Origin of the sequence: Uliginosibacterium sp. 31-16, assembly GCF_030730865.1 — a bacterium.
GTDB lineage: Bacteria > Pseudomonadota > Gammaproteobacteria > Burkholderiales > Rhodocyclaceae > Uliginosibacterium.
The window spans coordinates 704,878-719,989 of record NZ_JAVALZ010000002.1; the positions used below are offsets into that span (position 1 = coordinate 704,878).

The following is a 15,112-nucleotide window of genomic DNA, read 5'->3' on the forward strand; positions in this document are numbered from 1 at the left end:
CCCATCGCTCCGCTTTGCACGATCAGGCTCATCACAGAATCGGCCGCAATCCGCATTGCGGTGCCCAGCGCATGATCTGACCGCGCGCCTGTGAGCGCAGCACGGTCTGGGTGAAGCTGTTCATCGAGGCATGACGCGCAAAAAACTGGCTCAGCACCTGACCGAAGAGAAAAGCGCCACCGCCCTCAAAGGCCATTTCATCGACTTCCAGCGTGATCTCCAGCCCGCGCCCGAAGCAGATCGGCCCGGCCATCGGCAAACGACGCACGACGGGTGCCGATGTCACCGATTTGAGTCCTTCGATCTGGCGCTTGAGACCGGCATCCCCGGTGCTGGCATAGAGTTCCAGCATCTGGCGCAAGGCCGCCGCGCCTTCCTGCGGATCACTGTCGAGCAGCGACAGGTAGTTCAATGACAACTGGCTGATCAGACGCCAGGCCACCGAGCCTTCGGCAAGCATCGAATAGGGTCGCGACGGACCTTTCACGCAGCGCACGGAATCGACCGGCGCTGCCACATCCAGAGTGAAATCGGTCTTGCCCGAGCCCAGCGGCATCAGGATCGGCAGGTCACGATTGGTACACAAAGCCTGCAGCGATAGCTGACGCAGATCGGCGCTGTACGGTGCCTCGCGCGGATCAACCAGCGACAGGAATACTTCACTGCCGATGTAGCCGGTACGGGTGCCGATGCGCTTCTGTTTTTCCGAGGGTAGACGCGGTTCACGGCGGGCCATGAAGTAAGCCTGATCGCCCGGGGCATCGGAATGGTAATCGGCGTAGAAAGGCAGGAAGCTCTGTTCGCTGCGTGCCCCGCCACTGTGCCCGACGACTTCGCTGAATTCGTAGATTTCGTAGTCCAGCGGATGGGTGCGATCCGGCACGGCATGGAATTCATGGCTCGCGTCGGTAACGTGAATGCGGTCCAGACGCTTCGGGAACAGGTTGATCGCGGGCGTGCAGTGCAGCAGGAGGTTGCTGGCATCCACCACGCTTTCGAGCATCGTTTCGCCCTGACCGAAGAGCAGCACGATCTCCAGTTCATTGCTTGCCTGACGGGCAATGATCGGCTGCAGCCCGTCAATATCGACAAACATGAAGCGTTCGGGAAAGGAAAAATATTCCTGCATCAGGCGATAGCCCGCAAAGCCGCGCCGTTTCGTGGGCAGCAGGGCCTGCTCGTCGGAAAAGCCCGTCAGGCGCACCTTGGCCGCAGGCAGGAATTCATGCCAGGAGGCTGGCGTCTCCCCCACCGGCAGCACCAGCGCGCCAAGCAGTGACGCACCAATCAGCTCGTAGAGCTTGAAGGCAATCTCGTGTGCGCCGGCCAGATGGAGTTGCAGCGTATCCAGACTGAGTTGCCTGAATTGCGCACCTCCCGTGCAGCGCAAGCGCAGGCGCAGGCCACCCTTGACCCTGGCCGGCAGGTTCAGCCGCGACAGCGGCAGATCAGGCGCCACCGAGAAATAACGGGCCTGCGCAATTTCCAGCGGCCACAGCCGGATATCGTGCGCCGTGCGGAATTCACAGGCGACTGCATCGCCCTTGCTCTGCGCATTGCGGAACGGCGTGCCGCGCGGCACGACAGCGCCCTTGGCCAGATTGCTGTCACCCGGCACCGGATTGAACTGGGCGATCAGCATCGAAGGCGTGGGCGCCAGATAGTGCGGATACACCATTTCCAGCAGACGCTGGGTGAAGCGCGGGAACTCGGCGTCCAGCCGCAACTGGATCCGGGCGGAGAGGAAACCTGCGCCTTCGAGCAGTCGTTCGACATACGGATCGGCAACCTCGATGCCGTCCATGCCCAGGCGCGCAGCAATCTTCGGGAACTGCCGGGCGAACTCCGCCCCCATCTCGCGCAGGTGCGAGAGTTCCTGGTTGTAGTAACGCAGCAGACGCGGATCCATCAATACCCACCCAGTTCCTTGACCTCGATCTGGCCGGTTTCCAGATCGACGTCGGTGCGCAGCAACAGATCCAGCGGCACGGGCTGGGCCCATACGCTGGCTTCGATGCGCAGGCTGATCACGTTATGCCAGTCGAGCATGTTGCCTTCCTGATGCGCCTGTACGCGCAGGCTGCCGGGCACGATGCGCGGCTCGAACTGGATCAGCGCCTCACGCACGGCACGTTCAAGATCGGCACTATCCAGCGACGATGCGGTCTCCCCGGCGAAGGACGGCATGCCGTAGTTGAGTACCGAACGCTCGACCTCCGGGTAGTCGGCCAATCCGTCACTGGCGGGCGGGCGCGCCGCATTGAGCAGGAAAGTCAGATCGCGCAGCACCGCCTCGCGGAACTGCGCCTTGGTGAGCATGCGCCGCTCCTTGGGCTCCGGCTTCTGGTTCGACGGGTCATCATCGAGCAGGCGGTCGAGCAGCGCAGGCTGCAGACGATCAAGCGGCTGCAGATCCATCCGCGGTCTCCGTTGTTGCAGCTTCGCCGATGAGGATCTGACGCACGTCCATCAGCGCATGGTCACCCGTATCGGTACTCAGCAAGCGCTGACCGAGGCCATGGAAAACGCCCGGCGAGGCTTCACGCCAGTCCGTCTTGCGGGCCAGCCGGATCAGGCCATCCGGATCAGTTTCGGAACCAGGGTAGCGCGTCGGGATCACCCCGACAGCTTCGCCACCGTTGCTGAACTGGAAGTGCGCCGGCATCCATACCTGATCACGCAGATCGGCCGGCACCTCGATGTCGATGCGCATCAGATTGCCGAAGGGCAGCCAGTAGTAGCGACCGTTGATCACCGCCTCGCACACGGGGCCCAGACGCATGTCGGCATCCGCAATCCATTCGAAAGGCTGGCCATCCAGCGTGCCGGCGGTAGCCGGCGCCAGTTCAAAGGCCTGTGCCTGCAGCGTCGCCGCTGCGGCCATGTCGCCACGTCCGGCGACCAGCGTGGATTCGATCAGCAGCGCCAGCCATTGCTCGGGCTGCCCGAACACCACCGGCGACTTGCGCCCGGCAAACACCTCGGCGCGCAGGGCCTCGCACTTCAGGGCCTCGCGATACATCTGTGCCATCGCCAGCGCACTCGCATCCAGTTCCGCAGCGACGTTGAGCTGATTCAGCGCACGCTCCCAGTTACCCAGCACCGACAGGAGCTGGAACAGGAAAATGCGCAGCTTCGCATCCGCCGGGTTGGCGCGGATCTGGTTCTGCAGAAGCGCCAGCGCGCCTTCTGGATCGCCTGCGCGCAAGGCTACTTCGGCTTCAGAAACTTGAGTCATCTGCGTATTCCTTTTCTTTACTTACCGCCCGGAGAGCCGCTTCTGGCGGCCATCTCCAGCCGCCCTGTCTGGTGAGCCACATCTCACGGCACTCTTCAGGCACACCGCCTGAAGACGCTTGCTACATGCGGGTCTCGGGGCGACATCAAGCCTGATCAAATTCCGTTGTGAAGCTTGACACCCCGCCACCGCCGCCTTGTGCCTGCTGCGGACGATATTCGACGGTGATTTTCTGGAATCCGATCCTGATCCGCTCGGCGATGTTTTCTTCAGCACCGTGCAGGCCGGTTTCCAGATCGATGGCGCGGATGCGCGCTTTCTCCAGAATGATCTTCAGATACTCGACCGGACTGCTGCCTCCCGCCTTGCGTACAGACAGCGTGGCCTTGGCGATGACTTCATTGCTGCGCAGCGCGGACATCAACCCGGCCGTGGTGCTGTCCACGCGCTTGACGATTTCCAGTTCGCGCACGCTCACCTGATTGGCTCCGCGGGCCCCTGTCGTGACGGTCGAACTGGCGTTACCTTCCATGCCCCAGGACCACGCCACCACCTGGATTTCGTCCAGATGGCCGGGGTCCCGCGACTCGCCCTTGAACACGCCCGAGCGAGCGCCCTCGATCTTGAGGAACATGTCGCCACTCGGCGCACCTGTCGGAATCATTGGCATATGAATCTTCTTTCCTGCAAACGAGCGAATAGCGCCGCGCAGGCGCTATTCATATCTCATCCAGAGTGCCGGAAAATCGTGGGATGCGCGTCGCGAGCGGGCCAAGGTCGAAGCGAGAAGCGGAAACGTATGCAGATACGTTGAGCACCGGAGCTTCGAGATTGGCCCGCGCAGTAGCGCAGCGCACGATTTTCAGCCGATGGCCTTGTTGGCGGAGATGTCCCAGGCCGCGGTGGAAGTCTTGCCGCCCGCGCCTTTGGCATCCTGCTCGGTGTATTCGACCTTGAACTTGGCGAAGTTCAGGGTGACGTTTTCAACCAGACGATCTTCACCGCCGCTACCACCCGTAGTGATGTTGGTCACCAGCAGGTCTTCCATGGTGATCTTCAGATACTCGAGTGGCTTGTCGCCAGCCTTGCGAACGGTCAGTACGGCTTTGTCGTAATGCGTGCCCTTGCAGGCGGCCAGCACCAGTGCAGTGGTGGCCTTGTCGACATACTTGGTGAAGGTCAGGTCCTGCACCTTGACCTTGCCGGCACCGGCGCCAGAAGCCTGATGTGCGGAACCGGACTGGGACAGGCCCCAGCCCCACTGCAGTACGTCGATTTCCTTGGCATGCTTGTCGTCGCGCGACTCGCCTTCGATATTGCCAAGCTTGATGAAGATATCTGCTGCCATGCTCTGTTCTCCTGTTCAGGAAAGCCGGCCCGCGCGGGCCGGCGTTGGGGGGTTGGGTCAGGCGGCCTTGGCCGAAGGCAACTTCGACACGAGACGCAGGGAAACCGTCAGGCCTTCCAGCTGATAGTGCGGGCGCAGGAAGAACTTTGAGGTGTAGTAGCCGGGATTGCCTTCCACCTCTTCCACGATCACTTCCGCTGCGGACAGCGGACGGCGGGCCTTGGTGTCATCCGAGGAGTGAGCCGGATCACCATCCACGTAGTTCATGATCCAGTCCTGCAGCCAGCGCTGCATGTCGTCGCGCTCCTTGAAGGAACCCACCTTGTCGCGCACGATGCACTTCAGGTAATGCGCGAAGCGGCAGCAGGCGAACAGGTAGGGCAGACGTGCGGCCAGATTGGCGTTCGCCGTGGCGTCCGGGTCATCGTACTCGGCCGGTTTCTGCAGCGACTGGGCGCCGATGAAGGCAGCAAAGTCGGAGTTCTTCTTGTGGATCAGCGGCATGAAACCGCTCTTTGCCAGCTCGGCCTCGCGGCGGTCACTGATCGCGATTTCGGTCGGGCACTTCATGTCCACACCGCCATCGTCGGTCGGGAAACTGTGCACCGGCAGGTTTTCCACCGCGCCACCCGACTCGATGCCGCGAATGCGCGAGCACCAGCCGTATTCCTTGAAGGAACGATTGATATTCACAGCCATGGCATAGGCCGCATTGGCCCAAGTGTATTTGCCGTGATCTGCCGCGCCGGTATCTTCCTCGAAATCGAATTCTTCGACCGGGTTGGTCTTGGCACCATAAGGGACACGTGCCAGGAAACGCGGCATCGCCAGCCCCAGGTAGCGAGCATCGTCTGAGGAACGCAACGAACGCCAGGCCGCGTACTCAGGCGTCGAGAAGATCTTGGTCAGGTCACGTGGATTGGCCAGTTCCTGCCAGGAGTCCATCTGCATGATGGAAGGCGATGCGCCGGCAATGAAAGGACTGTGTGCCGCGGCCGACACCTTGGCCATCTCGCCGAGGATTTCGACATCCTGCGGGCTCTGGTCAAAATGGTAATCACCGACCATGCAGCCGAAGGGCTCGCCACCGAACTGGCCATATTCTTCTTCGTACACGCGCTTGAAGATCGGGCTCTGATCCCAGGCCGTGCCCTTGTAGCGCTTGAGGGTCTTGCCCAGATCCGCCTTGGAGATGTTCATCACACGGATCTTGAGCATCTCGTCGGTTTCGGTGTTGTTCACCAGATAATGCAGGCCGCGCCAGGCCCCTTCCAGCTGCTGGAAGTCGGCATGGTGCATGATGACATTTACCTGCTCGGAGAGCTTGCGGTCCAGTTCGGCGATGATGGCCTCGATGGACTTGACCACATCCGAACCGATCAGCTGGGTTTGCGACAAGGCCTGCTCGGCCAGGGTGCGCACGGCGCGCTCGACTTCGCTGCGTGCCTCGTCGGTTTTGGGTTTGAACTCACGCTGCAGCAACGATTCCAGTTCGCTGCCTTCAAGAACGGCGCCGGCAACAGCGCTGCTTTTCTGCAATTCAGCCATGCTGAACTCCTTCGATTGATTCTGTGCGGGAAATGAGGAAAACCGGCTTACTGGCCTTCGGGCTTGGGAGCAGCGGCGAGCGTGTTCAGCAGCGCCGGATCACTGAGCACCTTGGAGATCAGCTCCTCGGCCCCGGTCTTGCCGTCCATGTAGGTCACCAGATTGGCAAGCTGCTGGCGTGCGGTGAGCAGCTTGTTCAGCGCATCCACCTTGCGGGCCACGGCGGCCGGCGAGAAATCATCCATGCTCTCAAAGGTCAGCTCGACATTGAGGTTGCCGTCGCCGGTCAGGGTATTGGGCACCTGGAAGGCCACGCGCGGCTTCATCGACTTCATGCGGCTGTCGAAGTTGTCGACATCAACTTCAAGAAACTTGCGATCGGCCACGGGAGCCAGCGGCTCGGCCGGCTTGCCGGACAAGTCCGACAGCACGCCCATCACGAAGGGCAGTTGCACCTTCTTTTCGGCACCGTACAGTTCGGTGTCGTATTCGATCTGAACCCGGGGTGCACGATTACGTGCGATGAATTTCTGACTGCTGGTCGCCATGCTGACTCTCCGTCCTGAAACAGTTTGTTGGAACTACGTTGTACGGTTTAGCTCATTCCTGAGGCAGCTGACTGCCAACCGAACGCTCGGCCTGCACCAAGCCGTCCGGTGCCAGCTCGTTCATGGCCTCAAGGAAATTCATGTTCATCACCCGCTGCGCACGGCGCAGCAGCAGCTGGGCCGGATTGGTCGGCTCGGCGCGTTCGAGATACTGAATCATCCGCTCCAGCGCCGTCACCACATCCTGACGGGAAGCTATCTCGCCGGGCCGCGCGGTCACAACAGCGGGCGCACCTCCAACGGTGGGGTCTTCACCGGCGGGCGCCATGGCCGATCCCGCCGCCGTATCCGGCAAGGCGCGTCGCACCCCCTGCAGCATGTCGCGCAGGGGTTTGAAATCTATTGACGCCGACGCGCCCACGCGATCCTGCAACAGGGTCGAGAGCGCATCCAGCACCGCCACGCTGCCGTGGATCGAATCTGCAAGCGCTGCATCCTGCGCAGCGGCTTCACCGAGAATGGCCGCCAGCTGGGCTTCGGAATATGTCGGTTCGCCGTCACGCGCAGACAGGCGGCCTTGCGCCACCTCGATGTCACGCACGCACACCACGGCCTGACGCGATTTCAGCACCCAGGCAGCACGCAGATCGCCCAGCACTGCATCCATCGCCACCAGAGGCATCAGTGCGTTGACGCGCATGGTCGGGTCATTGCCATCATCCGGATCGAGCTGCGGATGTACGTAATCCCATTGCGCTTCAAGCAGGCCATGGATCAGTTTCAGGCCGATAGCCAGGCCACCGAAACCTTCGGTACGCAGCAGCGCGCGGGTGTAGTAGGTCGCCACGCGCAGGTCGCGCGTGCGCTGCAGAAGGGATTGGGCCAGACGCCGCACGTCGGCCCAATTGGCGCCCTGCCCTTCGATCGTCAGGCGCGTACCGGTATCGGCATTCGCGAACTCCTGCTCGGGCTGCGCACGCGCAGCTTCCTCGAGTTGCAGGAACTCGGCGTCATATTCAAGATTCAGGCCACAAGGCGCGTCGCCCCCCAGCGCCCCAAGCATGCTGCTCACATCCACATCCAGCGACATCCCGCTCCCCCGAATCAACAGACTGCCGACCGCCCTGTAAGACCATGCTCAAGACATGGAAGATCATCGAGACTACCCGCTCGTCCCGTAATTGGCACAAGACGGCTTTGACTCACTAATATAGTCAACAACCGGCAAGGATCATATAGCCCATGAGGCCGGTTCAATCCGGACTTTCCGACGAACAGCCCTCAGTACAATACGTGAGGCTTTCATGACTACAGAATCCGGCTAATACCCCCTTTTGCAGAAGGAGATTGACCGCAATGCGTCTCACCGCTTCGCTCAGGCAAGCCGCTCTGCTGCTGACGCTGCCCATCGCACTGGGAGCCTGCTCCTTCATGAAGCCGGACCCGACGATTGCGCGCATCACGGTCGCCGCCGACAGCCGGCTCAATCTCGATTCGCGCAACCGCGCCACGCCGGTCGTGGTGCGCGTGTACATCCTGAAAAATCTTGCCGCGTTCGGCTCGGCAGATTTCTTCTCGCTCTACGAGAAGGATCAGCAGACGCTGGCCGACGCAGTCGTCTGGCGCGAAGAAATGACGATCCAGCCAGGCGAGATCCGCCGCCTTGACCCACGCGACCCCGGCGAAGGCAAATTCGTCGCCGTGCTTGCCGCCTTCCGCAACATTGACAAGGCCAACTGGCGCAGCAGCGTGCAATTGTTGCCAAACAAAACCAACAACATCTACATCCTCGCCCGCGAGGATGGCATCACTGCCGCGCAGGGCATCGACCCCGCCTTGCTCAAGCCCGGCGAACTGCCGGATGCCAGCCAGCTCAAAGCGCCTGAAATGCCACAACTCAAGGCCCCCGAGACGCCATCGCTCCCGAGCACACCCTCGGCCCCCTCTGCTCCTTCCATCCCGGCGCGCCCCAGCCTGTGGCCACGCTGAGATCACACGCCATCGAAAACGGAAAACCTCATGTCCTGGTTCAGTAAAGTCGTCTGGTCTGAAGGCCTGTTCCTGCGGCCACAGCATTTCCAGCAGCAGGATCGCCATGCCGAATGGCAGCTCGAAGCCCGCACCCGCAGCCTCGCGCCGTTTCAATACGGATTCAGCTCGCTGACGCTGGATGACACTGCGCTGACTCTGGGCAAGATCGCCATCAAGAGTGCCACCGGCATCCTGCCTGACGGCACTCCCTTTGAATTTCCGGCAGCGCATGCAGCACCAGCCGCGTTTGATTTCCCCGCCGACGCACGCGACGCGCTGGTTTGCCTGGCCCTGCCACTGCGCCGCCCGTTTGCCACAGAGGTCAATGACGCCAGCGGCAATGACCCCCTCGCCCGTTACGAAATCGGCGAAGACAATCTGCCTGACGCCACCTGCCCGAGTGCTGCCAGCGAAGCATTGCAGACCGGCCAGCCACGCCTGGTGCTGGAACTGGAATCGAAGCTCTCGGACGCCTACGTCAAGATCGGCGTGATCCGCGTCACTGAACGCCGGCCGGACAACTCGCTCCTCGTCGATCGCGGCTACATCCCGCCGACCCTTGCCTGTGCGGCCGACAACCAGCTCACCACCATCCTGCGCGAGATCCTCGGCCTGTTGCGCCAGCGTGGCGAAGCGCTGGCCGGGCGTCTGACCCAGGCCGGCCACGGCGGCGTGTCGGAAATTGCCGACTTCCTGTTCCTGCTCAGCGTGAACCGTCAGCAGCCCGTGTTCGAGCATCTGGCCAGTCTCAACCCGCTGCACCCGGAACGCCTGTACGCCCAGATGCTCACCTTGCAGGGCGAGCTCGCCACCCTGGTCAGCGAGAAGCGCCGCCCTGCCGAACTGCCGCCCTACCAGCACGACAACCTGCAGCTCACCTTCGATGCGCTGATGCGCGAGATCCGCCGCGGCCTGTCCGCCATCCTCGAACAGAATGCCGTGCAGATCGAATTGGTCGACCACAAGCAAGGACGTTATGTCGGCACCATTGCCGATCGTGGCCTGCTGCGCCAGGCCGGCTTCGTGCTCGCCGTGAATGCGCAGATGCCCAGCGAGGCCGTGCGCAGCCGCTTCCCGACGCAAGCCAAACTCGGTCCGGTGGAAAAGATCCGCGAGCTGGTGAATCTGCAGCTGCCCGGCATTGCCCTGCGCCCCCTGCCCGTCGCCCCGCGTCAGATCCCCTTCCACGCCGGCTTCAGCTATTTCGAGCTGGAAACCACCGGCGATCTGTGGAAACAGCTGGATGCCTCGGGCGGTCTGGGCATGTACGTTTCCGGCGATTTCCCGGGGCTGGAAGTTTCGCTGTGGGCAATCAAGGCCTGACCATGCATGCCGGACAGCCGCTTGTGGCGGACCTCTGCAGACAGGCACCGCCTTGACCCGCCCCGGTCCTTGCTAACAAGGAAGGCCGCCCGAAGAAGCCCGCCACAAGCGGCTCTTCAGGCAGTCGCAACAAAACATGAACAGACCAGCGCGAAGCTGGTGCACCACTCACCCAGCACGGTGTCACAACCATGACCGATAACGATCCGTTTGCCCCCCGTCAGCAGAATTTCGTGATCCCCACGCCCGGCGCACGCGCCGTGCCGCAAGGTGGGCAAGCCGCCGCGCAGCCGGCTGCGCCACGCTCGAACGGCAGCTTCGAACGCGTCGACCTGGCGGCGCTGGACTGGTCCGCCGGTCTCAATCCGCTGGTGGCCGCCGCCGCACCCTTGCTGAATCTGGCCCCGCAACTGCGTGCTGCGCATCACCCTGACCCGGCGGGTCTGCGCGAGACATTGGCGCGTGCCATCCAGACTTTCGAGCAGCGCGCCCGCGAAGCCGGCATGCTCAACGAACACGTCATCGGCGCGCGCTATGCGCTGTGCACCTTCCTCGACGAAACCGCCGCCAACACGCCCTGGGGCGAAAAGGTGTGGGCACAGCGCAGCCTGCTGGTGCAGTTCCACAACGAAGCCTGGGGCGGCGAAAAGGCCTTCCAGCTGCTCGGCAAGCTGGCCGAACAGCCCGCCCAGCACCGCAATCTGCTGGAGCTGTTTTACCTGATCCTGTCACTCGGCTTCGAGGGCCGTTTCCGCGTCCAGCAGAACGGCAAGGCCCAGCTCGATGCCGTGCGCGAACGCCTCGCCCAGGTGCTGCAGCGCGAACGTGGTGAAGCACCGCGCGAGCTGTCGCCGGAATGGCAAACCACGGCACGCCCGACCAAGCCGCTGCGCGACAGCGTGCCGCTGTGGGCGCTGGCTGCGATCACCGCACTGATCCTGTTTGCGGCGTACATGACGGCCTCGTGGCTGCTCAACCGCCAGTCCGACCCGACATTCTCGACAATCCTCGGCCTCAAGGTGCCACCACCTCCGCCGCCAAAGATCGCACCGCGCGTGCCGCCGCGCCTGCAGACCTATCTGCCGGAGGAAATCCGCGCGGGCAAGCTGGAAGTGCGCGACCTGTCGGACCGCAGCATCGTGCTGGTGCGCGGAGATGGCCTCTTCGCAGCAGGCAGCGCCACGCTTTCGGACAGCTTTTCCAGTCTGCTGACCCGCATCGGTGCGGCGGCCGGCAAGGTGAATGGTTCGATTCTGGTGCGCGGCCACTCGGACAACGTACCGATCCGCAGCGCGCGTTTCCCGTCCAATTACCATCTGTCACAGGCGCGTGCCGACGCTGTCGCCAGTGCGCTGGCAACCCAGCTGGGCAGCCGCCAGAAGATCCGTGCCGAAGGTGCTGCCGACAGCGAACCGGTAGTGCCCAACGACACGCCCGAACATCGCGCGCAGAACCGTCGCGTGGAAATCATCGTTTTCCCCGCCGCTGGCGCCAACTGATCCGGAGAGCCCGCGATGAAATCCATTCTCAAGACTCTTTTCTTCATCCTCGGCCTGCTCGCCCTGGCCGCCGTGATCTGGTTCGTGCTGCCGCTGATCGCGTTTGCCCGTTACGAACCCTTCGATCCGCCACTGGTCCGCCTGGTCCTGATCGGGCTGATGCTGCTGTTCTTCATCGGCCGTGCGCTGCTGAACCGCTGGCGTGCCCGCCGCAACAACGCGCAACTGCTCGATGGTCTGGCCAGAAATGCAGAGCCGAGCGGCATCGCCGGCCATACCCAGACCGCCAGCGAAGCAGCAATCCTGCATGAACGCTTCCAGGAAGCCATGCGTGTGCTCAAGCAGAGTCAGGCTGCCGCTGCGGCGAAAAAAGGCGGGCTGGCGCGCTTCCTCTCGCTGGGCTCCTCGCGCCACCTGTACGAGCTGCCCTGGTATGTGTTCATCGGCGCGCCGGGTTCGGGCAAGACCACCGCGCTGGTCAATTCCGGCCTGCGTTTCCCGCTCGCCGAAAAACTCGGCACGCACCAGCTCAAGGGCATCGGCGGCACGCGCAACTGCGACTGGTGGTTCACCGATGACGCCGTGCTCATCGACACCGCCGGGCGCTATACCACGCAGGATTCCAACCAGAGCGTGGACCGCGACGCCTGGCAAGGCTTCATGGCCCTGCTGCGCAAGCACCGCCCGCGTCAGCCACTGAATGGCGTACTGCTCACCGTGAGCATGGGCGACCTGCTCGCCATGAACGAAGATCAGGCCCAGCGCCATGCCGACGTGCTGCGCGCCCGCGTGCAGGAGCTGTACAGCGATCTGAACGTACGCCTGCCGATCTATCTGCTGGTCACCAAGTCCGATCTGATCGCCGGCTTCAACGAATTCTTCGCCGATCTGGGCAAGGAAGCCCGCGATCAGGTGTGGGGCGTCACGTTCCCGCTGGATCAGGGCAGCGAAGCCGCCATGAGCGGGCTGGCCGGCAAGCTGCAGGCCCTGCGTCAGCGCGTCGAGGATCAGCTCATCGGCCGCCTGCAACAGGAAACCGATCTCACCCGGCGCGGCGCCATCGCCGCCTTCGATCAGCAATTCGCCATCGCCACGCGTCTGCTGGCCAGCTTTGCCGAGAAGGTTTTCGCCCCTTCCGGCTTCGAGCATCCGCTGATGGTGCGCGGCGTGTACCTCACCAGCGGCACCCAGGAAGGCTCGCCGATCGACCGCGTGATGAGCAGTCTGGGTGGCGCCTTCGGGCTGGAGCGACGCATCCTGCCGCCGGCCGTGGGCGCCGGCAAGAGCTTCTTCATCACCCGTCTGCTGCGCGATGTGGTGTTTGCCGAGCAGCGCGTGGGCGGCGCCAACCTGAAATGGGAGCACCGCCGCAGCCTCGCCCGCTTTGCAGTGATGGGCGGCATGGCTTTGCTCAGCGTGCTGCTGCTGGTCGGCTGGGGCGTCAGCACCCTGCGCAATCGCAGCTACATTGATGAAGTCGCCGTACAGGTGCAGGCCGCCCAGCCCATCGTCAATGATGCACGCATGGCCAGCCCGGACGACCTGCTCGGCATCCTGCCAGTGATCGACACCGTGCAGGGCGTGGCCACCACCCCGACCACCGCTGACGGCGTGCCGCTGGGCCTGCGCTTCGGCCTGTTCCAGGGCGACAAGCTGGATGCTGCAGCCGATCAGGCCTACCGCACACTCCTGCGCGACGTGCTCTACCCGCGCATTGCCCACCGCATCGAAAGCCAGTTGCGCAGCGCTGACGCCAGCAATCTGGAGCTGAGCTACGAAGCGCTCAAGGCCTACCTGATGCTCTTCGACGCCAGCCACTTCGACGCCGAGGGTCTGCAGGCCTGGATCAGCTTTGACTGGGACCAGAACCTGCCCGGCAACGCCAGCCCCGAGCAGCGCGCCGCACTCGCCCGCCACCTGGCCGCTCTGTTTGCCGACGGCCCGGTGATCGCACCGATCCCGCAGAACAAGGATCTGGTTACCAATGTGCGCAACCAATTGCTGCGCTACCCGCTGCCCGAGCGCATCTTCAGCCGCCTGAAACGTCAGGGCGTGGCCGATGACATCCCCGAATTCACCATCGAAAAGACCGTCGGCCCCACGGCCGTCACCGTCTATGCGCGCAAGAGCGGCAAGGCGCTCAGCGTCGGCGTGCCGGGGCTGTTCACCTTTGATGGCTATCACAAGGCTTTCGACAAGAGTGTCAGCAGCCAGACCAAACGCCTGATCGACGAGGAGCCCTGGGTACTCGGCATCAGCGAAGGTCAGCGCCGGCTCGATGACAGCGCCAAGGTCGGCCAGGAAGTGCGCCGCCTGTATCTGAACGAATACGTGCGGATCTGGGATGCCTTCATGGACGACATCACCATCGCCAAGGCCGCCAACCTGCAGCAGAACATCCAGATCGCGCGCGTGCTCTCCGCGCCGGATTCTCCGATGGCGCGGCTGATGCGCGCCCTGTCGCGCGAAACCACCTTGAGCAAGACCAGCAATGTAGCGGTGGTCGGCAAAGCCCAGGAAGCCCTCAGCGAAACCAGGAACGAGCTGGGCAAGATGCTCTTCGGCAACAAGCCGGCGCCGCGCGATGCGGCACCGGGAAGCGCCATCGAAAGCATTGTGGACGACCACTTCGCCCCGCTGCGCGCAACCGTGGGCGCACCCGACGACAAGGGTGCCCCGCTGAATGCGGCGATCCAGTTGCTCGGCGACGTTTACGCCTTCCTCTCGGCGGTGGAAACCGCTCAGCGCGACAAGGTGGCGATGCCGCAATCCGATGTGCCGAATCGTGCCAAGGCCGAAAGTGCCCGCATGCCCGAGCCCCTGCGCGGCCTGCTGCAGCAGCTCACCGCCGCCGGCACCGGGCAGGCCCTCTCCAACCTGCGCCAGACCCTGTCGGCCGATGTCGGCGCCCAGGTGGGGCATTTCTGCAGTCAGGCCATCGAGGGACGCTACCCCTTCGTGCGCAGCAGCCAGCGCGATGTGACCCGCGAAGACTTCGCCGCCCTGTTCGGCCCGAACGGCAAGATCGACGACTTCTTCAACCGCAACCTCGCGCAGTACGTGGATATCTCCACCCGCCCCTGGTCCTTCAAGCGCGTGCAGGAGCAGTCGCTTGGCGACTCCGGCAACCTCGCCCAGTTCCAGCGCGCGGCAACCATCCGCGACGTGTTCTTCCGCAGCGGCCCCACCCTGCGTCTGGACTTCAAGCCGGTGGAGATGGACCCGGCCATCACCAGCTTCACGCTGGATGTGGACGGTCAGCTGGTCAAGTACAGCCACGGCCCGCAGCAGTTGCAGAGCGTGCAGTGGCCGGGCCAGCGCGGCGGCCTGTCGGCCCGCGTGCAGATCACCCCGCCCGGCCCCAGCGGCGCGTCGGGCGTGACGATCGAAGGCCCCTGGGCGCTGTTCCGCATCTTCGACAAGGCCAACATCGAGCCCGGCTCCGCGCCCGAGAAGTTCCGCGTCACCTTCAATGTGGATGGCCGCGTGGCGGTATTCGATGTCACCACCAGCAGCGTGCAGAACCCCTTCCGCCTGCGTGAGCTGGCCGAGTTCCGCTGCCCGGCGGGGCTGTGAG

The 15,112-nt window shown here is 63.4% G+C and carries 12 protein-coding genes; 4 read left to right on the top strand and 8 right to left on the bottom strand.

Features of this window, described 5'->3' with window-relative positions; genetic code table 11:
* Positions 1–31: 31 nt before the first annotated feature.
* The 8 genes from tssF to tssA all read right to left on the bottom strand — a co-directional run bounded on the left by tssF (position 32) and on the right by tssA (position 7,745).
* The gene (gene tssF, locus Q9Q94_RS10985; protein WP_305980107.1) at positions 32–1,909 is read right to left on the bottom strand and encodes a type VI secretion system baseplate subunit TssF; all 1,878 of its coding nucleotides are present in this window, start codon (positions 1,907–1,909) and stop codon (positions 32–34) included.
* Positions 1,909–2,418: a type VI secretion system baseplate subunit TssE gene (gene tssE, locus Q9Q94_RS10990; protein ID WP_305980108.1), complete on the bottom strand. Its 510-nt coding sequence runs from the start codon at positions 2,416–2,418 to the stop codon at positions 1,909–1,911. The genes tssF and tssE overlap by 1 nt, the downstream gene beginning before the upstream one ends.
* Positions 2,399–3,238, bottom strand: coding sequence for a type VI secretion system accessory protein TagJ (locus Q9Q94_RS10995; RefSeq protein WP_305980109.1), 840 nt, complete (start codon positions 3,236–3,238; stop codon positions 2,399–2,401). Before Q9Q94_RS10995 ends, tssE begins: the two co-directional genes overlap by 20 nt.
* A 145-nt stretch (positions 3,239–3,383) precedes the next feature.
* Positions 3,384–3,908 carry a type VI secretion system tube protein Hcp gene (locus tag Q9Q94_RS11000; RefSeq protein ID WP_305980110.1) on the bottom strand — a complete coding sequence of 175 codons (525 nt, stop codon included), beginning with the start codon at positions 3,906–3,908 and terminating at the stop codon, positions 3,384–3,386.
* A gap of 192 nt (positions 3,909–4,100) precedes the next feature.
* Positions 4,101–4,586 (bottom strand): type VI secretion system tube protein Hcp, encoded by a 486-nt coding sequence (locus tag Q9Q94_RS11005; protein ID WP_305980111.1) that lies wholly within the window; start codon positions 4,584–4,586, stop codon positions 4,101–4,103.
* Positions 4,587–4,643: 57 nt separating this feature from the next.
* Positions 4,644–6,134, bottom strand: coding sequence for a type VI secretion system contractile sheath large subunit (gene tssC, locus Q9Q94_RS11010; protein WP_305980112.1), 1,491 nt, complete (start codon positions 6,132–6,134; stop codon positions 4,644–4,646).
* 47 nt (positions 6,135–6,181) lie between these two features.
* Positions 6,182–6,682, bottom strand: coding sequence for a type VI secretion system contractile sheath small subunit (gene tssB / locus Q9Q94_RS11015; protein WP_305980113.1), 501 nt, complete (start codon positions 6,680–6,682; stop codon positions 6,182–6,184).
* 52 nt (positions 6,683–6,734) lie between these two features.
* The gene (tssA, locus tag Q9Q94_RS11020; RefSeq protein ID WP_305980287.1) at positions 6,735–7,745 is read right to left on the bottom strand and encodes a type VI secretion system protein TssA; all 1,011 of its coding nucleotides are present in this window, start codon (positions 7,743–7,745) and stop codon (positions 6,735–6,737) included.
* A gap of 293 nt (positions 7,746–8,038) precedes the next feature.
* Between tssA and tssJ the strand changes: the two genes are divergently transcribed.
* The 4 genes from tssJ to tssM all read left to right on the top strand — a co-directional run bounded on the left by tssJ (position 8,039) and on the right by tssM (position 15,111).
* Complete coding sequence (tssJ, locus tag Q9Q94_RS11025) at positions 8,039–8,671, top strand: type VI secretion system lipoprotein TssJ (RefSeq protein WP_305980114.1); 633 nt, start codon at positions 8,039–8,041, stop codon at positions 8,669–8,671.
* 30 nt (positions 8,672–8,701) lie between these two features.
* Positions 8,702–10,036 carry a type VI secretion system baseplate subunit TssK gene (gene tssK / locus Q9Q94_RS11030; protein ID WP_305980115.1) on the top strand — a complete coding sequence of 445 codons (1,335 nt, stop codon included), beginning with the start codon at positions 8,702–8,704 and terminating at the stop codon, positions 10,034–10,036.
* Between the two features lie 191 nt (positions 10,037–10,227).
* A complete protein-coding gene (locus Q9Q94_RS11035; RefSeq protein ID WP_305980116.1) occupies positions 10,228–11,535 on the top strand; it encodes a DotU family type VI secretion system protein in 1,308 nt (435 codons plus the stop codon).
* 15 nt (positions 11,536–11,550) lie between these two features.
* Positions 11,551–15,111, top strand: coding sequence for a type VI secretion system membrane subunit TssM (gene tssM / locus Q9Q94_RS11040; protein ID WP_305980117.1), 3,561 nt, complete (start codon positions 11,551–11,553; stop codon positions 15,109–15,111).
* Position 15,112 lies beyond the last annotated feature (1 nt).